This window comes from Pseudomonas juntendi (assembly GCF_021560075.1).
Lineage (GTDB): Bacteria > Pseudomonadota > Gammaproteobacteria > Pseudomonadales > Pseudomonadaceae > Aquipseudomonas > Aquipseudomonas juntendi.
Window position 1 is genome coordinate 4342670 of record NZ_CP091088.1, and the last position, 21461, is coordinate 4364130.

16 protein-coding genes are annotated in these 21461 nt (G+C 63.0%); 8 read left to right on the top strand and 8 right to left on the bottom strand.

Annotated elements, in window-relative coordinates; genetic code table 11:
• Positions 1-80: 80 nt before the first annotated feature.
• Positions 81-1532, top strand: a complete 1452-nt coding sequence (locus L1P09_RS20190) for an MDR family MFS transporter (RefSeq protein WP_054906007.1) — start codon at positions 81-83, stop codon at positions 1530-1532.
• Positions 1533-1637: 105 nt separating this feature from the next.
• Here the strand turns inward: L1P09_RS20190 and ttgR are convergent, their stop codons facing one another.
• The gene (ttgR, locus tag L1P09_RS20195; RefSeq protein WP_054906006.1) at positions 1638-2270 is read right to left on the bottom strand and encodes an efflux transport transcriptional regulator TtgR; all 633 of its coding nucleotides are present in this window, start codon (positions 2268-2270) and stop codon (positions 1638-1640) included.
• Between the two features lie 259 nt (positions 2271-2529).
• Between ttgR and ttgA the strand changes: the two genes are divergently transcribed.
• From ttgA to L1P09_RS20220, 5 genes are all read left to right on the top strand, one after another.
• On the top strand, positions 2530-3684 hold the full coding sequence (ttgA, locus tag L1P09_RS20200) for a toluene efflux RND transporter periplasmic adaptor subunit TtgA (RefSeq protein WP_009685610.1): 1155 nt from the start codon (positions 2530-2532) through the stop codon (positions 3682-3684).
• Positions 3685-3687: 3 nt separating this feature from the next.
• Entirely contained in the window at positions 3688-6840 is a 3153-nt protein-coding gene (ttgB, locus tag L1P09_RS20205) for a multidrug efflux RND transporter permease subunit TtgB (protein WP_054906005.1), read from the top strand.
• Positions 6837-8291 carry an AdeC/AdeK/OprM family multidrug efflux complex outer membrane factor gene (locus tag L1P09_RS20210; RefSeq protein WP_235768037.1) on the top strand — a complete coding sequence of 485 codons (1455 nt, stop codon included), beginning with the start codon at positions 6837-6839 and terminating at the stop codon, positions 8289-8291. The genes ttgB and L1P09_RS20210 overlap by 4 nt, the downstream gene beginning before the upstream one ends.
• A 199-nt stretch (positions 8292-8490) precedes the next feature.
• Entirely contained in the window at positions 8491-9747 is a 1257-nt protein-coding gene (locus L1P09_RS20215) for an OprD family porin (protein WP_054906003.1), read from the top strand.
• 205 nt (positions 9748-9952) lie between these two features.
• Entirely contained in the window at positions 9953-10465 is a 513-nt protein-coding gene (locus L1P09_RS20220; protein ID WP_029887531.1) for an Mpo1 family 2-hydroxy fatty acid dioxygenase, read from the top strand.
• A gap of 180 nt (positions 10466-10645) precedes the next feature.
• Here L1P09_RS20220 and pcaC read toward each other — a convergent pair whose 3' ends face one another.
• From pcaC to pcaR, 7 genes are all read right to left on the bottom strand, one after another.
• Positions 10646-11038 carry a 4-carboxymuconolactone decarboxylase gene (gene pcaC, locus L1P09_RS20225; RefSeq protein ID WP_054906002.1) on the bottom strand — a complete coding sequence of 131 codons (393 nt, stop codon included), beginning with the start codon at positions 11036-11038 and terminating at the stop codon, positions 10646-10648.
• Between the two features lie 10 nt (positions 11039-11048).
• Positions 11049-11840: a 3-oxoadipate enol-lactonase gene (gene pcaD / locus L1P09_RS20230; protein ID WP_054906001.1), complete on the bottom strand. Its 792-nt coding sequence runs from the start codon at positions 11838-11840 to the stop codon at positions 11049-11051.
• 11 nt (positions 11841-11851) lie between these two features.
• On the bottom strand, positions 11852-13204 hold the full coding sequence (locus L1P09_RS20235) for a 3-carboxy-cis,cis-muconate cycloisomerase (protein ID WP_235768038.1): 1353 nt from the start codon (positions 13202-13204) through the stop codon (positions 11852-11854).
• A gap of 9 nt (positions 13205-13213) precedes the next feature.
• The gene (locus tag L1P09_RS20240) at positions 13214-14503 is read right to left on the bottom strand and encodes an MFS family transporter (RefSeq protein WP_009685621.1); all 1290 of its coding nucleotides are present in this window, start codon (positions 14501-14503) and stop codon (positions 13214-13216) included.
• 201 nt (positions 14504-14704) lie between these two features.
• Positions 14705-15910, bottom strand: coding sequence for a 3-oxoadipyl-CoA thiolase (gene pcaF / locus L1P09_RS20245; RefSeq protein ID WP_192441727.1), 1206 nt, complete (start codon positions 15908-15910; stop codon positions 14705-14707).
• A 261-nt stretch (positions 15911-16171) separates the two neighbouring features.
• The gene (locus L1P09_RS20250) at positions 16172-17518 is read right to left on the bottom strand and encodes an MFS transporter (RefSeq protein ID WP_235768039.1); all 1347 of its coding nucleotides are present in this window, start codon (positions 17516-17518) and stop codon (positions 16172-16174) included.
• A 341-nt stretch (positions 17519-17859) separates the two neighbouring features.
• On the bottom strand, positions 17860-18735 hold the full coding sequence (pcaR, locus tag L1P09_RS20255) for a pca regulon transcriptional regulator PcaR (protein ID WP_390898545.1): 876 nt from the start codon (positions 18733-18735) through the stop codon (positions 17860-17862).
• 474 nt (positions 18736-19209) lie between these two features.
• On the opposite strand from pcaR, the gene L1P09_RS20260 reads away from it, so the two are divergent.
• Together L1P09_RS20260 and L1P09_RS20265 are read left to right on the top strand one after the other, a co-directional pair.
• A complete protein-coding gene (locus tag L1P09_RS20260) occupies positions 19210-19410 on the top strand; it encodes a hypothetical protein (RefSeq protein WP_009685625.1) in 201 nt (66 codons plus the stop codon).
• A 308-nt stretch (positions 19411-19718) separates the two neighbouring features.
• A complete protein-coding gene (locus tag L1P09_RS20265) occupies positions 19719-21191 on the top strand; it encodes an inorganic phosphate transporter (protein ID WP_009685626.1) in 1473 nt (490 codons plus the stop codon).
• Positions 21192-21461: the final 270 nt, after the last annotated feature.

The window sequence follows — 21461 nt, forward strand, 5'->3', positions numbered from 1 at the left end:
GCTCATGCTCGAGCCTGATCGTTACCTGTGGGAGCGAGCATGCCCGCGAAGATGCCAAAACCGATAACCAAGGTACCCCCGTGACCGCCGCCCTGCCCCCCACCACCCTGCGCAACGTGCTCACCGCCCTGATGCTGGCGATCTTTCTCGGCGCCCTGGACCAGACCATTGTCGCCGTCTCGCTGCCAGCCATCTCGGCCCAGTTCAACGACGTCGGCCTGCTGGCCTGGGTCATTTCCGGCTACATGGTCGCCATGACCATCGCCGTGCCCATCTACGGCAAACTGGGCGACCTGTACGGCCGACGGCGCATGATCCTGACCGGCATCAGCCTGTTCACCCTGGCCTCGATCGCCTGCGCGCTGGCCCAGGACATGCAGCAACTGGTGCTGACCCGGGTACTGCAAGGCATCGGCGCAGGCGGCATGGTCTCGGTCAGCCAGGCGATCATCGGTGACTTCGTGCCGCCCCGCGAGCGTGGCCGTTATCAGGGCTACTTCAGCAGCATGTATGCCGTGGCCAGTGTCGCCGGGCCCGTGCTGGGCGGTTGGTTGACCGAATACCTGTCGTGGCGCGGCGTTTTCTGGATCAACCTGCCGCTGGGGCTGCTGGCCTTGTGGTCGATTCACCGAGCCTTGGCGGGCATGCCGGTACAACACCGCCAGGCCCAGGTCGACTACCTTGGCGCTGTACTGTTGATTCTCGGCCTGGGCAGCCTGCTGCTGGGCATTACCCTGGTCGGCCAGGGCCAAGGCTGGGGCGACCCGGCCGTGCTGGCATTGTTCGCCTGCGCCGTGCTGGGCCTGGGCTTGTTCATTGCCCACGAAAGCCGCTGCGCGGAACCGTTGCTGCCACTTGGCCTGTTCGGCAATCGGGTAGCCGTGCTGTGTTGGGGGGTGATCTTCTTTGCCAGCTTCCAGTCCATCTCCCTGACCATGCTCATGCCCTTGCGCTACCAAGGCATCACCGGTGCCGGTGCCGACAGCGCCGCCCTGCACCTGCTACCGCTGGTGATGGGGCTGCCCATGGGGGCGTTCACCGGTGGCCGCATGACCAGCCTCACCGGGCGCTACAAACCGCAGATCCTTGCCGGCGCAACATTGATGCCGCTGGCCATCGTCGGCATGGCCTTCACCTCGCCGCAGTCGGCGTTGCCCAGCGCACTGTTCATGCTGTTGACCGGGATAGCCTGTGGCCTGCAGTTCCCGACCTCGCTGGTAGCCACGCAAAGCGCGGTGGCCAGCCAGGACATCGGCGTCGCCACCAGCACCACCAACCTGTTCCGCTCGCTGGGCGGGGCCATGGGCGTGGCATGCATGTCCAGCCTGTTGCTGGCACTGCTGCACCAGGGCGGTTTCGAATTGCTCGGTAACCCGTTGCTGGGGAGCTTGAAGGCGGGAGAGGTGGACGAGGCGACCCAAGGGCGGTTGCTGCAGACATTCCGCCAGCTGTTGCTGGGCAGCGCGGTGGTCGCGGTGCTAGGGCTGATCGCGGCGGTGGCGTTACCGGACCGGCAACTGCGCGGCCGTTGAGCACCTGGCCATGGTGCAGGCACGGTGCCTGGCTGAGGGCACGCAACGCATTAATCGTCCCTTAATACAAAGCGGAAACACTCCCTCACAATCCTTAACAAAGAGTCATTTGCGCAGCGCCGGGCTCAAGCGCAGCATATCCAGCCCGGTGTCGACCCATTTGTCGACATCCGCCAACAGTTCAATGCTGTCCGGCAACAACAGCCAGCGCCCGATCAGGCCATCGACATAGGCAAACAGGGCCACCGCCGCGCGCTCGACATCCAGCTCGCCCGGCAACTGGCCCCGGCGCACGGCATTGGCCAGGGCCAGGGTAATGCCCCTGTGGCAATCCAGCACTGCGGCCTGGCGCTGCTGGCGAATCTCACACATGTCATCGGTGAACTCGCACTTGTGATGCAGGATCTCATTGATACGCCGGGTTCGGGCATCGAGCACCAGCTCGTTGAACACCTGCAACAGCAGCTTGCGCATGCAGCCCAGCGGGTCGACCTCGTCCTCGCTTTCGCTCGCGCGCGCCAAATGGTCATGGGTTTCATGCAGGCTGTCGAGCAACGCCTGCACCAGTTCGGCCTTGTTGTTGAAGTGCCAGTAGATCGCCCCGCGGGTCACCCCCGCCAACGCGGCGATGTCGGCCAGCGTGGTTCGCGCAACCCCGCGCTTGTAGAAGGCCTTCTCCGCTGCCTCGATGATCTGGGCGCGGGTTTCCTGGGCTTCCTCTTTGGTTCGACGGACCATGGCAGTACAACCTCATCGGGCCCGAACGCACGCTGCGCACGGGGAAACATTTCGCGGGCACCTCTGCAGGGCGCCTCGCGGCGGGGCTAATCACGGGCTGTGGCGGTACCTGGGTACAACCAAGCGGTATTTACAAACAACCATGAATGTAAGTATATTCCTTAGCAAGCTATTTATCTACCGGATAGCAAATTTCTCCAGATCTCGACTCTTCCATTATTCTTGAGCGTCTACCTGCTCCTGCGACCCGAGGATCCTCATGCAATTCAAGCCAGCCGTTACCGCTCTGGTTTCCGCCGTCGCCCTGGCAACACTGCTCAGTGGCTGTAAGAAAGAAGAAGCAGCGCCAGCGGCGCAGGCTCCTCAGGTCGGCGTCGTAACCATCCAGCCACAACCTTTCACCCTGACCTCGGAATTGCCGGGGCGCACCAGTGCCTACCGCATTGCCGAAGTGCGCCCGCAGGTCAATGGCATCATTCTCAAGCGCCTGTTCAAGGAAGGCAGCGACGTCAAGGAAGGCCAGCAGCTCTACCAGATCGACCCTGCCGTGTACGAGGCAGCGCTGGGTAACGCCCAGGCCAACCTGCAAGCTACCCGCTCGCTGGCCGAGCGTTACAAGCAACTGATCGACGAGCAGGCCGTGTCGAAGCAGGAATACGACGACGCCAATGCCAAACGGTTGCAAGCAGAAGCATCGCTGAAAAGTGCACAGATCGACCTGCGCTACACCAAGGTGCTGGCCCCTATCAGCGGGCGTATCGGCCGCTCAGCGGTCACCGAAGGTGCGCTGGTGAACAACGGCCAGACCAACGCCATGGCCACCATCCAGCAACTCGACCCGATCTACGTCGACGTTACCCAGTCCACTGCCGAGCTGCTCAAGCTGCGCCGCGACCTGGAAAGCGGCCAGTTGCAGAAGGCTGGCGACAACGCCGCCTCGGTACAGCTGGTGCTCGAAGACGGCAGCCTGTTCAAGCAGGAAGGCCGCCTGGAGTTCTCGGAAGTTGCAGTCGACGAGACCACCGGCTCGGTGACCCTGCGTGCGCTGTTCCCCAACCCTGACCACACCCTGCTGCCCGGTATGTTCGTGCATGCGCGGTTGAAGGCCGGGGTCAACGCCAACGCCATTCTGGCCCCGCAACAGGGCGTTACCCGCGACCTGAAAGGTGCGCCAACCGCGCTGGTGGTGAACAAGGACAACAAGGTCGAACTGCGTCAGCTCAAGGCCAACCGAACCCTGGGCAGCGACTGGCTGATCGAAGAAGGCCTCAACCCGGGTGACCGCCTGATCACCGAAGGCCTGCAGTACGTGCGCCCTGGCGTCGAGGTCAAGGTCAGCGAAGCCACCAACGTCAAGAAGCCGGGCAGCCCTGATCAGGCCAACGCGGCGAAAGCAGACGCCAAAGCGGAGTAAACCATGTCGAAGTTCTTTATCGATCGCCCGATCTTCGCCTGGGTGATCGCCTTGGTGATCATGCTGGTCGGGGCCTTGTCGATCCTGAAGCTGCCGATCAACCAGTACCCCAGCATCGCGCCGCCGGCCATCGCCATCGCCGTGACCTACCCGGGCGCTTCGGCGCAGACCGTGCAGGACACCGTGGTCCAGGTGATCGAGCAGCAGCTCAACGGTATCGACAACCTGCGTTATGTGTCGTCGGAAAGCAACTCCGACGGCAGCATGACCATTACCGCCACCTTCGAGCAAGGCACCAACCCCGACACTGCGCAGGTGCAGGTGCAGAACAAGCTCAACCTGGCCACCCCGCTGCTGCCGCAGGAAGTGCAGCAGCAAGGTATCCGTGTTACCAAGGCAGTGAAGAACTTCCTGATGGTGATCGGCCTGGTGTCCGAAGACGGCAGCATGACCAAGGACGACCTGGCCAACTACATCGTCTCCAACATGCAGGACCCGATCTCGCGTACTGCCGGTGTGGGCGACTTCCAGGTGTTCGGTGCACAGTACGCCATGCGCATCTGGCTCGACCCGGCCAAGCTGAACAAGTTTCAGCTGACCCCGGTCGACGTCAAGAATGCCGTGGCTGCGCAGAACGTGCAGGTGTCCTCCGGCCAGCTTGGCGGCCTGCCGGCCATGCCGGGTACCCAGCTGAACGCGACCATCATCGGCAAGACCCGCCTGCAGACCGCCGAGCAGTTCGAGAAGATCCTGCTCAAGGTCAACAACGACGGTTCCCAGGTGCGCCTGGGGGATGTCGCCGAGGTTGGCCTGGGCGGTGAAAACTATGCCATCAGCGCCCAGTTCAACGGCAAGCCCGCCTCCGGTCTGGCCGTGAAGCTGGCAACCGGGGCCAACGCCCTGGACACGGCCAAGGCGCTGCGCCAGACCATCAGCGACCTGGAACCCTTCTTCCCACCTGGGGTGAAAGCGGTATTCCCGTATGACACCACGCCGGTGGTCACCGAGTCGATCAGTGGCGTAATCCATACGCTGATCGAAGCGGTGGTGCTGGTGTTCCTGGTGATGTACCTGTTCCTGCAGAACTTCCGCGCCACCATCATCACCACCATGACCGTGCCGGTAGTGTTGCTGGGTACCTTCGGCATCCTTGCTGCTGCGGGTTTCAGCATCAACACCCTGACCATGTTCGCCATGGTGCTGGCCATCGGTTTGCTGGTGGACGATGCCATCGTCGTGGTGGAGAACGTCGAGCGGGTCATGTCCGAAGACGGCCTGCCGCCCAAGGAGGCGACCAAGCGCTCCATGGAGCAGATCCAGGGCGCCCTGGTGGGTATCGCCCTGGTGCTGTCGGCGGTTCTGCTGCCCATGGCGTTCTTCAGTGGCTCCACCGGCGTAATCTACCGGCAGTTCTCCATCACCATCGTTTCGGCCATGGGGCTGTCGGTGCTGGTGGCGCTGATCTTCACCCCTGCCCTGTGCGCGACCATGCTCAAGCCGCTGAAAAAGGGCGAGCACCACACCGCCAAAGGTGGCTTCTTCGGCTGGTTCAACCGCAACTTCGACCGCAGCGTCAACGGCTACGAGCGCAGCGTGGGCGCCATCCTGCGCAACAAGGTGCCGTTCCTGCTGGCCTATGCACTGATCGTGGTTGGCATGATCTGGCTGTTCGCCCGTATCCCTACCGCGTTCCTGCCCGAGGAAGACCAGGGCGTGCTGTTCGCCCAGGTGCAGACCCCGGCCGGCTCCAGTGCCGAGCGCACCCAGGTGGTGGTCGACCAGATGCGCGAATACCTGCTCAAGGATGAAGCCGACACCGTGTCGTCGGTATTCACCGTCAACGGCTTCAACTTCGCCGGCCGTGGCCAAAGCTCGGGCATGGCATTCATCATGCTCAAGCCATGGGGTGAACGGTCCCAGGAAAACAGCGTGTTCGCCTTGGCCCAACGCGCCCAGCAGCACTTCTTCACCTTCCGCGATGCCATGGTGTTCGCGTTTGCCCCACCGGCGGTGCTGGAACTGGGTAACGCCACCGGTTTCGACGTGTTCCTGCAGGACCGCGGTGGTGTCGGCCATGCCAAGCTGATGGAAGCGCGCAACGAGTTCCTGGCCAAGGCGTCGCAGAGCAAAGTGCTCAGTGGCGTACGCCCGAACGGCCTGAACGACGAGCCGCAGTACCAGCTGACCATCGATGACGAGCGTGCCAGCGCCCTGGGCGTGACCATCGCCGACATCAACAACACCCTGTCCATTGCCTTAGGTGCCAGCTACGTCAACGACTTCATCGACCGTGGCCGGGTCAAGAAGGTGTACATCCAGGGCGAAGCCAACGCGCGGATGAGCCCTGAAGACCTGCAGAAGTGGTACGTGCGCAATGGCGCTGGCGAGATGGTGCCGTTCTCCTCCTTCGCCAAGGGTGAGTGGAGCTACGGTTCGCCCAAGCTGTCGCGTTACAACGGTGTGGAGGCCATGGAGATTCTCGGTGCCCCGGCGCCTGGCTACAGCACCGGTGAAGCCATGGCCGAGGTCGAGCGTATTGCCGGCGAACTGCCTAGCGGTGTGGGCTTCTCCTGGACCGGCATGTCCTACGAGGAAAAACTCTCCGGCTCGCAGATGCCGGCACTGTTCGCCCTCTCGGTACTGTTCGTGTTCCTGTGCCTGGCAGCGCTGTATGAAAGCTGGTCGATCCCGATCGCCGTGGTGCTGGTGGTACCGCTGGGTATCATCGGTGCACTGATCGCCACCAGCCTGCGCGGCCTGTCCAACGACGTGTACTTCCTGGTCGGCCTGTTGACCACCATCGGCCTGGCGGCGAAAAACGCCATTCTGATCGTCGAGTTCGCCAAGGAACTGCACGAGGAGGGTCGCAGCCTGTACGACGCCGCGATCGAAGCCTGCCGCATGCGTCTGCGCCCGATCATCATGACCTCGCTGGCATTCATCCTTGGCGTGGTACCGTTGACCATCGCCAGCGGCGCGGGCGCCGGCAGCCAGCACGCCATCGGCACCGGCGTGATCGGCGGCATGATCAGCGCGACCGTGCTGGCAATCTTCTGGGTACCGCTATTCTTCGTCGCAGTGTCGTCGCTGTTCGGCAGCAAAAAGCCGGAAAAAGACGCCACCCCTGAAACTCCACGTTATGAGGCTGGGCAATGACCAAGTCTTTGTTGTCCCTGGCGGTAACCGCTTTCATTCTGGGCGGCTGCTCGCTGATCCCTGACTACCAGACCCCGGAATCGCCGGTGGCTGCGCAGTGGCCGCAAGGCCCTGCATATTCCCCCACGCAGTCGGCAGACGTCGCCGCTGCCGAACAGGGCTGGCGCCAGTTCTTCCGTGACCCGGCACTGCAGCAGCTGATCCAGACTTCGCTGGTCAACAACCGCGACCTGCGTGTTGCCGCACTGAACCTCGACGCGTACCGCGCGCAGTATCGCATTCAGCGGGCCGACCTGTTCCCGGCGGTTTCCGCCAACGCCAGCGGTAGCCGCCAGCGGGTACCGGCGAACATGTCGCAAACCGGTCAGTCCAGCATCACCAGCCAATACTCGGCCACGCTGGGTGTCAGCGCCTATGAACTGGACCTGTTCGGCCGGGTACGCAGCCTGACCGAGCAAGCCCTGGAAACCTACCTGTCCAGCGAACAGGCACGGCGGTCCACGCAAATTGCCCTGGTGGCCAGCGTGGCCAACGCCTACTACACCTGGCAGGCCGACCAGGCGCTGTTCAAGCTGACCGAAGAAACGCTGAAGACCTACGAGGAAAGCTACAACCTCACCCGCCGCAGCAATGAAGTGGGCGTGGCCTCGGCACTGGACTTGAGCCAGGCGCGCACCGCCGTGGAAGGGGCCCGGGTCAAGTATTCGCAGTACCAGCGCCTGGTCGCCCAGGACGTCAACAGCCTGACCGTGCTGCTGGGCACCGGCATTCCTGCCAACCTGCCCAAGCCGCTGGAGCTCGACGCCGATCAACTGGCGGAAGTACCGGCCGGCTTGCCGTCCGACATCCTCCAGCGCCGCCCGGACATCCAGGAAGCCGAACACCTGCTCAAGGCCGCCAATGCCAATATCGGCGCCGCCCGCGCAGCGTTCTTCCCAAGCATCAGCCTGACGGCCAACGCCGGCAGCCTGAGCCCCGACATGGGACACCTGTTCTCGGGCGGCCAGGGCACCTGGCTGTTCCAGCCGCAGATCAACCTGCCGATCTTCAACGCCGGCAGCCTGAAGGCCAGCCTGGACTACTCGAAAATCCAGAAGGACATCAACGTCGCCAAGTACGAAAAGACCATCCAGACGGCCTTCCAGGAAGTCTCCGATGGCCTGGCAGCGCGCAAGACCTTCGAAGAGCAATTGCAGGCCCAACGCGACCTGGTGCAAGCCAACCAGGACTACTATCGCCTGGCCGCGCGCCGCTACCGTATCGGTATCGACAGCAACCTGACCTTCCTCGACGCCCAGCGCAACCTGTTCAGTGCCCAGCAGGCGCTGATCGGCGATCGCCTGTCGCAGCTGACCAGCGAGGTCAACCTGTATAAGGCGCTTGGTGGCGGCTGGTACGAGCGCACTGGCCAAGCCAACCAGCAAGCCGCGGTGGATACACCCAAAGGCTGACCTGGCTTGGTACAGCACAAGGCCCACCCTGGCGGTGGGCCTTTTTCATGGTTGCTGCAAAATGTGTCAGTAATTAACCAACTGGAACATTCCGTTCGATTATCGCCCCCTTCCGTTTGCGACGAATTGCCTCATCCCCGCCTCACGCCGCACCATCCCCCCACGCAACGCCCCAATAAAAACAAGAGATCCACGACAGATGAGCACTTCGCAAACCGCACGCCAGCTGCTGCCCGGCCTGTTGGCCATGTCCTGCGCCCTCCCCGTCTTTGCTGCCGACCAAGGCGGTTTCCTGGAAGACGCCAAGGCCACCCTCAACCTGCGCAACTTCTACATCAACCGTAACTTCGTTGACCCGGCCAACCCACAGGGCAAGGCCGAAGAATGGACGCAGAGCTTCATTCTGGATGCCCGTTCCGGCTTCACCCAAGGCACCATCGGTTTCGGCGTGGACGTGCTGGGCTTGTATTCGGTCAAGCTCGACGGTGGCAAAGGCACCACCAACACCCACCTGCTACCCGTGCACGACGATGGCCGCCCAGCCGATGATTTCGGCCGCCTGGGTGTGGCGTTGAAGGCCAAGCTTTCCGAAACCGAACTGAAGGTCGGGGAATGGATGCCGGTGCTGCCGATCCTGCGTTCGGACGACGGCCGTTCGCTGCCGCAAACCTTCCGCGGTGGCCAGCTGACCTCCAGGGAAATCGCCGGCCTGACCCTGTACGCCGGCCAGTTCCGCGGCAACAGCCCGCGCAACGACGCCAGCATGGAAGACATGTCGATGAACGGCAAAGGTGCGTTCACCTCCGACCGGTTCAACTTCGGTGGCGGCGAATACACCTTCAACGACAAACGCACCATGATTGGCCTGTGGGATGCCCAGCTCAAGGACATCTACCACCAACAGTACCTGAACCTGACCCACAGCCAGCCGCTGGGCGACTGGACCCTGGGCGCCAACCTGGGCTACTTCATCGGCAAGGAAGACGGCGCCGAGCGTGCCGGCAAACTGGACAACCGTACCGCCTCGGCGCTGTTCTCGGCGCGCTACCAGGGCCATACGTTCTACGTGGGCCTGCAAAAGGTCAGCGGCGACAACGCCTGGATGCGGGTCAACGGCACCAGCGGCGGGACCCTGGCCAACGACAGCTACAACTCCAGCTTCGACAACGCCAAGGAACGCTCCTGGCAGGTGCGCCATGACTTCAACTTCGCCACTGTTGGCGTTCCCGGCCTGACGCTGATGAACCGCTATATCAAGGGTGAGAACGTGACCGTCGGCAACGTTGATGATGGCAAGGAATGGGCCCGGGAAACCGAATTGGCGTACGTGATCCAATCGGGCAGTTTCAAGGACCTGTCGGTGAAATGGCGCAACTCCACCATGCGCCGTGACTTCAGCACCAACGCCTTCGACGAGAACCGGCTGATCGTGAGCTACCCGCTGAACCTGCTGTAAGTGTAAGCCCTGCCAATGTGCGCCATGGCCCCGCTGGATAAGCCCGCGGGGCGCCCCTGCCATTCGCCCCGCTGATAATAGTGGTGGCTGCGGGCTATCCTGAGCTATACCCATTGCCTGTACCGGGCCTGTCGCGGCGTGTAACCGCCGCGCAGGGCCCTGACAGGCAGCTTGACCAGCCCAGGCAAACCAGGGAGGCACAACAATGAAAACGCTCGTCGACCACCTGAGCCAGTACGCCAGTTACCACCGCGACCCGCGCAACATCGTCACCCACTTCATCGGCATCCCCATGATCGTGCTGGCAGTCACCATCCTGCTGTCCCGCCCCGGGTGGGAGGTTGCCGGCATATGGCTGTCCCCTGCCCTGCTGGCGGCAGCGGCTTCGGTCTGGTTCTACCTGCGCCTGGACCTGCGCTTCGGGCTGGTGATGGGGGCGTTGCTGGGCTTGTGCCTGTGGGTTGGCCAGGTGCTGGCGGTGCAGCCTACCGGCCTGTGGCTCGGTGCCGGGGTGGGCGCGTTCGTGCTGGGCTGGATCATCCAGTTCGTCGGCCACTATTACGAAGGCCGAAAACCAGCGTTTGTGGACGACATCAGTGGCCTGATCATCGGGCCTTTGTTCGTGGTGGCAGAAGCGGCCTTCATGTTGGGCTTGTGCCCGGCCCTGAAGCAGGCTGTGGAAAGCAACGCAGGCCCGGTGGCCATACGCTCGATGTAACCGTGGCACCTGAGCGGCCTTGTGTCGCGCTGTAACCCCGGCACCTGTGTAGGAGCGGCCTTGTGTCGCGATGGGCTGCGCAGCGGCCCCGGCAATCGTAGCTGCGAAGCTGATATTCCGGGGCTGCTGCGCAGCCCATCGCGACACAAGGCCGCTCCTACAGGCGGGGCCGCGTGAGGGTCAGCTACGCGACTCTACCCCTAGCTCGTCCCATACCGACTCCGCCAGGTGGAAGGTGGCGTTGGCCGATGGAATGCCGCAGTAGATCGCGCTCTGCATCAGCACTTCCTTGATCTCGTCGCGGGTCACGCCGTTGTTGGCCGCTGCGCGCAGGTGCAGCTTCAGTTCGTCGTTACGGTTCATGCCGATCAGCATGGCAATGGTGATCAGGCTGCGGGTGTGACGTGGCAGACCGGGGCGGGTCCAGATGTCACCCCACGCATGGCGGGTAATCATTTCCTGGAACTCGCCATTGAAGTCGTTGAGCTTTTCCAGGCTGCGGTCCACATGGGCATCGCCCAGTACCGCGCGGCGTACTTGCATGCCGGCGTCGTAGCGTTGTTTCTCGTCCATGGCAGGGTCCTCAGTGAGCCAACAGGAAGGCAAGCACGCGGCGGCTGAACGCCTCGCCAATCTCGACGTTGGACAGGTGCGCTGCCGGGAACTCGACATATTCGGCACCGGCAATACCGGTTTGCATGAACTGGCCGTGCGCCGGGGTGGTTACCACATCTTCTGTCCCTGCCACGATCAACGTCGGCACCTGGATGCGACCGAGTTGCTCACGGAAGTCGGCATCACGCACCGCCGCGCAGTTGCCGGCATAACCCTGGGGGCAGGTCTGCGCCAGCATCTGGCAGATACGCTGGGCCTCTGCGGCTTGTGCCTGGGCAAAGGCTGGGGTGAACCAGCGGGCAATGGACGCGTCGCGCAGGTCGACCATGGCCTGCTGGCCGCCCTTGAGCACGGTGTCGATACGGGTGTTCCACACCTCGTCATTGGCGATTTTGGCGGCGGTGTTGCACAAGGTCAGGCTACGCAAGCGCTCACCGGCATTGATGCCCAGCCACTGGCCAATCAGGCCACCCATCGACAAGCCGACAAAGTGCGCCTTGGCAATGTCCAGGCCATCGAGCAGCGCCAGCACATCGCGGCCCAGTTGCTCGATGGAATAAGGGCCTTCGGTGACCAGCGATGCACCGTGGCCACGGGTGTCGTAGCGCAGCACCCGGAATTGCTGGGCCCACAGCGGCATCTGGGCGTCCCACATGCCCAGGTCGGTACCCAGCGAGTTGGACAGGACCAGCACCGGGGCGTCTGCCGGGCCATCGAGTTGGTAATTCAAAACGCCATCGGCCAGTTGCAAATGCGCCACAGCGGTCTCCTTCAGGCAGTGAAACGTTGATGTTCGGACACGGCGCGCGCCACCCAGACGCGGGCCTGGCCCAGGTAATGGGCCGGGTCGAGCAAGCGATCGAGTTCCTCGGCGGACAGTTCGGCGCTGACCTGCGGCTCCTCACCCAGCACGGCACGCAGGTGACGATGCTCGGCCACAGCGCGCTGGCAGCATTGCTCCAGCAGGTGGTGGGCGCGGTCGCGGCCCAGGCGCTGTGCCAGCACATTGCTCACCGCCTCGGCCAGCACCAGGCCCTGGGTCAGGTCGAGGTTGCGGCGCATGCGCTCGGCATCCACCTCCATCCCCTCGGCAATCACCTGGGCCTGGCGCAACGCACCGGAGACCAGGCAGCAGATTTCTGGCAGGGTTTCCCATTCGGCATGCCACAACCCCAGGCTGCGCTCGTGTTCCTGGGGCATGGCGCTGAACATCGTCGAAACCAGGCCCGGCACCCGGGTGGCGGCCCCGATCAGAACGGCGGCCCCCACCGGGTTACGCTTGTGGGGCATGGTCGAAGAGCCGCCCTTGCCCGGCGCGGAAGGCTCGAACACTTCGCCAGCCTCGGTTTGCATCAGCAAGCTGGCATCGCGGCCAAACTTGCCCAGGCTGCCGGCGATCATGCCCAGCACCGAGGCAAACTCCACCAAGCGGTCGCGCTGGGTGTGCCAAGGCTGTTCCGGCAGGGCCAGCCGCAGTTGCTCGGCCAGCGCCTCGGCCACCGGCAGCGCCTTGCTGCCCAAGGCCGCCAGGCTGCCCGAGGCGCCGCCGAACTGCAGCACCAGCAAGCGCGGGCGCAACGCCTGCAAGCGCTGGCGATGGCGGGTCACGGCGCCAAGCACCCCGGCCAGCTTCATCCCCAAGGTCACCGGCGTGGCATGTTGCAGCCACGTGCGCCCCACCATGGGGGTGTCGGCGTGCCTCAAGGCCTGCTGCGCCAAGGTTTCGGCAAGCTGGCCAAGGTCGCTTTCCAGCAAGTCGAGGGCAGCGCGCAACTGCAATACCAAGCCGGTGTCCATCGCATCCTGGCTGGTAGCGCCCAGGTGCACATAACGCTCGGCTTCGGGCACGCCGGTGGCGATCACCTTGCCCAACGCCTTCACCAGCGGGATTGCCGAGTTGCCAGCGCTGGCGATGGCATTGGCCAGGGCGCCTACGTCATAGCGCTCGGCCTGGCAGGCCGCCTCGATGGAGGCCACGGCGCTGTGCGGAACCAAGCCGACCGAAGCCTCGGCGCGGGCGAGCGCGGCCTCGAAATCCAGCATGCCCTGCAGGCGGCCACGGTCGGAAAAAACCTCGCGCATGGCCGGCGCGGTGAAGTAGGCATCGAACAGTTGGTTGCTCATGCAGCTTCCTTAATGATCATGGTGCAGGTACTCGGCCTGCTTCGGCAGGCGCAGGCTGAACAGGAAGGCTATCGCCATCATCGCCGTCACGTACCAGTAGAACGTATTCTCCATCCCCATGGTCTTCAGCCCCAGGGCCACGTACTCGGCCGAACCGCCGAATGCCGCGTTGGCCACCGCGTAAGCCAGGCCTACACCCAGCGCGCGAACTTGCGGCGGGAACATTTCGGCCTTCACCAGGCCGCTGATCGAGGTATAGAAACTGACGATGCACAGTGCCAGGCTGATCAGCACGAAGGCCATGAACGGGCTGGTCACGGTTTTCAACGCCATCAGCAGCGGCACGGTGAACAGCGTTCCCAACGCGCCGAACAGCAGCATGGAATTGCGTCGGCCAATCCTGTCGGACAGCATGCCGAAGAACGGCTGCAGCACCATGAACAGGAACAGCGCAGCCGTCATCACATAACTGGCGTTCTTCGCCGTCATGCCAGCGGTATTCACCAGGTACTTCTGCATGTAGGTGGTGAAGGTGTAGAAAATCAGCGACCCACCTGCGGTGTAGCCCAGCACGGTGATGAAGGCTGCAGCGTGGTTGCTGAACAAGCCTTTGATGGTGCCGGCATCCTTGTCCTGACGGGTTTCGGCGCTGCTGGTTTCGTGCAGCGAGCGGCGCAGCATCAACGAGATCAGTGCAGCAATGGCCCCGACCACGAACGGAATGCGCCAGCCCCAGGCACGCAGCTCATCCTCGGTCAGCAGCTGCTGCAGGATCACTACCACCAGCACGGCCAAAAGCTGGCCGCCGATCAGCGTCACGTACTGGAACGAGGCAAAGAAGCCGCGCTGGCCGCGCAGGGCCACCTCACTCATGTACGTGGCGGTGGTGCCGTACTCGCCACCCACCGACAGGCCCTGGATCAGGCGCGCCAGCAACAGCAGCGCCGGGGCCCAGGTGCCAATGCTGGCATAGGTGGGCAGGCAGGCGATCATCAGCGAGCCGAAGCACATCATCAGCACCGAGATCATCAGCGAGTTCTTGCGGCCATGGCGGTCAGCGAGGCGGCCGAAGATCCAGCCACCAATCGGGCGCATCAAGAAGCCTGCGGCGAATACCCCCGCGGTGTTCAGCAACTGCACCGTGGGGTCGTCCGAGGGGAAGAACGCCGGGGCGAAGTAGATCGCACAGAAGGCATAGACGTAAAAGTCGAACCATTCCACCAGGTTGCCCGAAGAGGCACCAACGATAGCGAAGATGCGCTTGCTGCGCTCTTCACCGGTGTAATAGGTTGAGGTCATGGTGAGATTACTCCTGAAGGGTCCCAGGTTATTCTAGACATACCTGGTAACACCTCGTTCCGCCTTGAGGCTGGCACTTGGCCTTGAGTCGAAGGTGCCGGCCCCTTCGCGGGGCAAGCCTGCTGCCACAGTTTGCCGTTGTGCAGTGGGCAACGACCATGCTGTAACACCCGGCTTGCCCCACGAAGGGGCCAGGACAGGTCAAACCCGTTCGATGGCCAGCGCCAAGCCTTGGCCGACGCCCACGCACATGGTCGCCAGGCCTTTACGGCCACCGCTTTTCTCCAGTTGATGCAGCGCCGTCAGCACCAGGCGAGCACCGCTCATGCCCAGCGGGTGGCCCAGCGCGATCGCGCCGCCATTGGGGTTCACCTGCGGCGCATCATCGGCCACGCCCAGCTCACGCAGCACTGCCAGGCCTTGGCTGGCGAACGCTTCATTGAGCTCGATCACATCGAAATCATTCACCGCCACACCCAGGCGCTCGGTCAGCTTACGCACTGCCGGGACCGGGCCAATGCCCATCACCCGTGGCGCAACGCCACCGCTGGCCATGCCCAGAACGCGGGCACGCGGGGTAAGGCCATGCTTCTTCACCGCTTCAGCCGAGGCCAGGATCAGTGCTGCCGCACCATCGTTGACGCCCGAAGCGTTGCCGGCGGTGACGGTCTTGTCCGGGCCGTTGACCGGCTTGAGCTTGGTCAACGCTTCCAGGGTGGTCTCCGGGCGCAGGTGTTCATCACACTCGACGATCACTTCACCCTTCTTGTGGGCGATGCGCACCGGCACGATTTCCTCGGCAAAAAAACCGGCTGCCTGCGCTGCAGCGGCCTTTTGCTGGCTGCGCAAGGCGAAAGCATCCTGGTCGGCGCGCGATACCTGATAATCGTCGGCCACGTTGTCGGCGGTTTCCGGCATGGAGTCCACGCCGTACTGGCTCTTCATCAGCGGGTTGATGAAACGCCAGCCGATGGTCGTGTCTTCCAGCTTCATGTTGCGCGAATAGCCGCTTTCGGCCTTGCCCATGACGAACGGGGCGCGCGACATCGATTCCACACCCCCGGCGATGGCCAGCTCCATTTCCCCGCTGGCAATGGCGCGGAAAGCAGTGCCAATGGCATCCATGCCCGAAGCACACAGGCGGTTAAGGGTAACGCCCGGAATGCTTTCGGGCAGGCCGGCCAGCAGCAGCGCCATGCGCGCCACGTTGCGGTTGTCTTCACCTGCCTGGTTAGCGCACCCGAAAAACACCTCGTCAACCTGGTCCCATTGCACACCGGGGTTGCGCTCGATCAGCGCCTTCAGTGGCACGGCGGCCAGGTCGTCGGCACGCACACCGGCCAGGGCGCCGCCAAAGCGGCCAATCGGGGTACGGATGGCGTCACAGATGAATACGTCTCGCATCAGGCTTCTCCTGCCGGCTGGCCATGGGCCGCGGCGGTACGGGCATCAAGGTCACGCGGGGTGGCAGCTTGATTTCGGTGGGTTCGGTGGTGGTCTGCACGTGGCATTGGAGGCTCCTGGTCAGGGTGCTTCAGTAAGCTCAGATTAAGGAGGCCGGTGGGTAGCTTACAATCCGATAATCGACTATTCGTGCGATTATCGAACTATTTGTTGCCTTACTACCCACCATCGTACAGCGCCTGGCCGGCAAGGGCGGCCTCGCTATCAGGTGGCGTCGGCGTGGCTCACCAGCCCTTTCACCACCACCCCAACGGTAGCCAGCGCTGCCGGCACCAGCAGCGCCGTGAGCACCTGCTCGAAGCTCCAGCCCAGGCCCAACAGGGTCGCGCCGCTCCAGGCCCCGAGAATCGCGCCGAAGCGGCCGATGCCCAGCATCCACGATACCCCGGTCGCCCGGCCTTGGGTCGGGTAGAAGCGCGCCGCCAGCGACGGCATGGCCGACTGGGCGCCGTTCACGCACATACCAGCCACCAGCACCAGCGTCGCCAGCAAGGTAATATTGCCCAGGCTCTGCCCTACGGCGTAGGCGAAGACCCCGGCCAGCAGGTAGAAAACGCCGATCACCTTGTGCGGGTTGAAGCGGTCCATGGCCCAACCCACACCGACCGCACTCAGCACGCCACCGAACTGGAACAAGGCACCGATAAAGGCCGCCTGCTCCATGCTCGCGCCACTGTCACGCATCAGGGTCGGCAGCCAGCTGGTCAGCAGATAGACGATCACCAGGCCCATGAAATAAGTCAGCCACAGCAGTACGGTACCCAGGCCGTAGGTGCCAGAGAAAATCACCGAGAACACGTTGCGGGCGGCCACGGCCTTCTGTTCCGGCACGCTGAAGCTGGCCGCCTCGGCCACCACCTGCGGGGCGATCGGCGACAAGGTCTTGCGCACCCTGTCAGTGCCACGGTTACGCACCACCAGGAAGCGCGCCGACTCCGGCAGCCAGACCATCAGCACCACGGCCAGCAGCAACGGCAGCACGCCACCGACTACCAGCAGGCTGTGCCAGCCATAGGCCGGGATCATTTTCGCGGAAATGAAGCCACCGCCGGCCATACCCAGGTTGAAGCCGCAGAACATGCTGGTGACCAGCAGCGACTTGAGCCGCTCTGGGGTGTACTCCGACAGCAGCGTGGTGGCGTTGGGCATACCCGCCCCCAGGCCAAGGCCGGTCAGGAAGCGCAGCACCAGCAGCTGGTCGACGTTGGAGGCATAGGCCGAGGCCAGGCTGAAGCCACCGAATACCAGTACAGCACCCACCAGCACGCCCTTGCGGCCAAAGCGGTCGGCCAGCGGCCCCGAGCCCAGGGCGCCGAAGACCATGCCGATCAACGCGGCACTCATCACCGGGCCCAGGCTGGCACGGTCAATGCCCCATTCCTGCGACAGGGCCGGGGCGATGAAGCCCATGGCGGCCGTGTCCAGGCCATCGAGGAAGACGATCAGAAAGCACAGCAGCACGACCCGCCACTGATAGCGGGACAACGGTTGCTGATTGATGAACGACTGGACGTCAAGGCTCGCGCCGACGTTGGTTTGCGCTTGGTTCATTGTTGTTATCCAGAATAAGGGGCACAGCCAGTCCTTTGCACTCGGCTAGCCGGTACAGGTGGGCAACGCTAGGGAAAATGGCCTGGGTTAGCCTGGATACAACGAAACTGCATGCGGGTGCGAGCGCAGCAGCCTAGGGACAGTATGCATGGTATGTGCCTCATGTTTGTCTTGTTCGGTCGGCACAGCCGACCGTTGCGAGAGACATTAATCAGCGGGCGCAGGTGAAGCAATTCGCCGCGAACGACACTGTGCGTTTATCGCACAGGAAACCGTTTTGCCTGTTCAAAAAACCGCTGGCGCCGGCCCCGCAGGTTGCTGCGCCCCCCTCCCTTGCGCGCTCAACCAAACAGCTGGTGGCACAGGTCCCGGCTGGCAGCCAGCAGTATCGGCAAGAAGCGCTGCTCCAGTTCGCTGCGCGTGACCCGCCCGACGTGGGTACTTACGTTCAAGGCTGCCAGCACCTGCCCGGAAGCGTCGTACACCGGCACGGCAATCGAGCGCAGCCCCTGCTCCAGTTCCTGGTCCACCACACACCAGCCTTGGGCGCGGACCTGCTGAATACAGGCGAACAACGATTCGGCATCATGCAAGGTACGGCTGGTGCGCGCCTTGAGGTCGGCCCGCTCCAGGTGTTCGCGCAGGCTGGTGTCATCCAGCGCCGCCAGCAGAATGCGCCCCATCGACGTGCAATAGGCGGGCAGGCGCCCGCCCACCGACAAATCGACCGAAATCAGGCGCTCGACCGTGGCCGAACGGGCTATATAAAGGATGTCGTCACCTTCGAGGGTGGCCATGTTGGCCGCCTCGTGCAGCTGGTCGCTGATGCGGTCCAGGTACGGCTGGGCCGAAATCGCCAATGGCGTGGATGACAGGTAGGCATGCCCCAGGGTCAGCACTTTGGGTAGCAGCGAGTAGGTGCGCCCATCCGTGGTGGCATAGCCCAGCTTGATCAGCGTGTGCAGGCAACGGCGCACGGCGGCCCGGGGTATTTCGGTACGGTGGCTGATCTGGGCGATGGTGAGGTGGCGCTTGCGCTCCTGGAAAGCCTGGATCACCGCCAGGCCACGGGCCAGGGATGTCATGAAGTCCGGGTCGCCGGTGAAAGCCTGGATGCGCTTGGCCGGCGAGGCCACGATCGGCGGCGCCATGGCCGCCAACACAGGCCGTGCCGCCTCTGGGCTGGCAGAAGCGTTGTCCACCGTTTCGTCACTCATCGCACACCTCAAAAAAAACGCCGGTTCGTGCGATTATCGAACAAACGGCCGATAATCGCAATTGACCGCTGACACTTTTGCTTATACCTTTCTCCTGCCACATGTGGCTTCTTTGGAGAGACTGGTCAGGTACCCACCGTAGAAGTCCCCAGGCAACGGCCTCGCCTTTCGGCGGGGCCGTTTTTCATTCCCCCCTCGCCAGCTTGTTGCCCGAACTTTTATCCGGCATGCCTTTCAAACTTGTAAGAAAGCCCCAACTTGTTTACCGGCACATGCCATAACGTGCGTCGGATGATGGCGGTGCAGGTTAAATAACGATGTTCGGCAAATTATCGGTTGCTATAATCGGCACCACAGTCGTGACGCAATTGTGCCCACGGAACCTTCCGTGGAACCAAGCCGTTGCGGCCGGAACAGGGCGCACAAGCGCATAACGCGTTACCCCCGTGATTACACTTAATTCAGGTACTGCATGTGACGAAAGATGAACTGCGCGCAGAACTCGAGCGCCAGGCTGAACGTTACAAGGATGTCTACGGCGGCGAAGTCACCACCTATGCCGCACAAACGGAACCGGAGCGCAAACCCTGGCGCAAACGCGCCAGCCTGCGCGACCAGGCTTTCAGCCAGGAACTGGAACGGATGGAAAAGGAACTACGCAGCGAGAACCCCTGACCCGGGTCAATGCAGCGCTGTGTTCGCCCGGCTCGCCCGGGCGTGTTGGCCTTATTACCCAAGCGAAGTGAAATGGATTTTCACAAATTTCAAACGATCGTTTTAATTAGCGCCGAAGCTGGACCTTTACGTTTTTGACCTGCTTTTCGCAGCAATTCGCCGATTTAACCTGAACTTGCCCTATAATCAAGGGCCGCTCGCAGGGCAGCTTTGGCGCTTTTGGCCGTGCCAACGGCCTGCTGGAGGTGCATCGATTGCCAAGGTTTTCTGGCATAATCCCGCCCCCCTATGACCGCCAGACAACCTTCATGATCGATTTATTCAGCGGACTGGATGCCTGGGTATTGGTGAGCCTGCTGCTCGCCTTGACCTTCGTACTCGCCTTCGAGTTCATCAATGGCTTTCATGACACCGCAAACGCGGTAGCTACCGTCATCTATACCAAAGCCATGCCTCCCCACCTCGCCGTGTTCTTCTCCGGCGTGTTCAACTTCTTCGGCGTACTGCTGGGCGGTGTCGGGGTGGCCTACGCCATCGTGCACCTGCTGCCGGTGGAGTTGCTGATCAATGTGAACACCGGGCACGGCCTGGCCATGGTCTTCTCCCTGCTGGCCGCGGCCATCACCTGGAACCTCGGCACCTGGTACTTCGGTATTCCCGCTTCCAGCTCGCACACGCTGATCGGCTCTATTCTGGGTGTAGGTCTGGCCAATGCCCTGATCAACGACATCCCGCTGGGAGACGGCGTTAACTGGCAGAAAGCCATCGACATAGCCATGTCGCTGGTGGTCTCGCCAATGGCAGGCTTCGCCGTGGCTGCCCTGGTGCTGCTCGGCCTGAAGTGGTGGCGCCCGCTGTCGAAGATGCACAAGACCCCCGAACAGCGCCGTAAACTCGACGACAAGAAGCACCCGCCCTTCTGGAACCGCCTGGTCCTGGTGGTTTCTGCCATGGGTGTGAGCTTCGTGCACGGTTCCAACGACGGCCAGAAAGGCATTGGCCTGATCATGCTGGTGCTGATCGGTATCGTGCCGGCCAAGTTCGTGCTCGACCTGAACAGTACCACCTATCAGATCGAGCGTACCCGCGACGCCACCCTGCACATGAGCCAGTTCTACGAGCGCAACGCCGCCACCCTGGGCGAGTTCCTGGCCCTGGGCAAGGCCAAGGCCAGCGACCTGCCGGAACAGTTCAGTTGCAACCCGCAGCAGACCGAGCCGACCATCGCCGCACTGCAAACCTCGTTGCAAGGCGTGACCGACTATCACAGCCTGGCTGCCGAGAAGCGCGTTGAAGTACGCCGCTACTTGCTGTGCCTGGATGACACCGCGAAGAAGGTTGGGAAGCTGCCTGGCCTGGAAGCCCGCGAAAAGGCCGACCTGGAAAAACTGCGCAAAGACCTTACCGCCACCACTGAATACGCCCCGTTCTGGGTAATCGTGGCCGTTGCCCTGGCCTTGGGCCTGGGCACCATGGTGGGCTGGAAGCGTGTGGTGCTGACCGTTGGCGAGAAGATCGGCAAGCAGGGCATGACCTATGCCCAGGGCATGTCGGCACAGATCACCGCGGCCTGTGCCATCGGCATGGCCAACGTGTTCGCCTTGCCGGTGTCGACCACGCATGTGCTGTCGTCCGGCGTGGCCGGCACCATGGTCGCCAACAAAAGCGGCCTGCAAGGTGGCACCGTCAAAACCATCCTGATGGCTTGGGTTCTGACCCTGCCAGCCTCGATGGGCCTGGCGGCCGGCTTGTTCTGGCTGGCGTCCAAGGCCATTGGCTGAGTGACACCGCAATAGACAAAGGCGCCCACGGGGTTAATGCCTGTCAGTTAAGGGTTATTGGGGCTGCTTTGCAGCCCTTCGCGGGCACGCCCGCTCCTACACGCTTGGCGCTGAACTCAAGAAATGCGCTATCCCCTGTGGGAGCGGGCGTGCCCGCGAAGGGTCGCAAAGCGACCCCAACTACTTAACTGACTGGCATTAACCCCGGGGCGCCTTTTTCATATCGGCAGCTGGGCCCACAGGCAGTGCGCAAGGCCCAGGCTCGATACG